General features: G+C 52.0%; 1 protein-coding gene. It reads right to left on the reverse strand.

The window, feature by feature from the left end:
• Window positions 1-271 (reverse strand): DUF2069 domain-containing protein (locus ACYP03_RS26245; RefSeq protein ID WP_459782706.1); only part of this gene is annotated, 271 nt, incomplete at both ends.

Consider the following 271-nt stretch of genomic DNA (forward strand, 5'->3'; position numbering starts at 1 on the left):
AGCTCAATCAAAGCCAGCCAGCGCTCCCCGCCATCCACCCAAAGCAGTGTCAGGGCATGCAGAAAATAGAACATCAGAATGAAGTTTGCCCATGCGTGGGTATAAGGCTTACCTTGCAGTATGCCTTTCAGCGGGAGCAGTAAAGGCAGTAGCCACATCCCGGCAACCACATAGTTGTTCAGGTGCGGGTGGGGCGAAATCATGCTCTGCCACAGAAACACCCACAATAGCAGAGACAGGTTGGCTGTCAGTGCAAAGTAGCGTAATTTCT

The sequence above is a fragment of the Photobacterium sp. R1 genome (assembly GCF_054600795.1).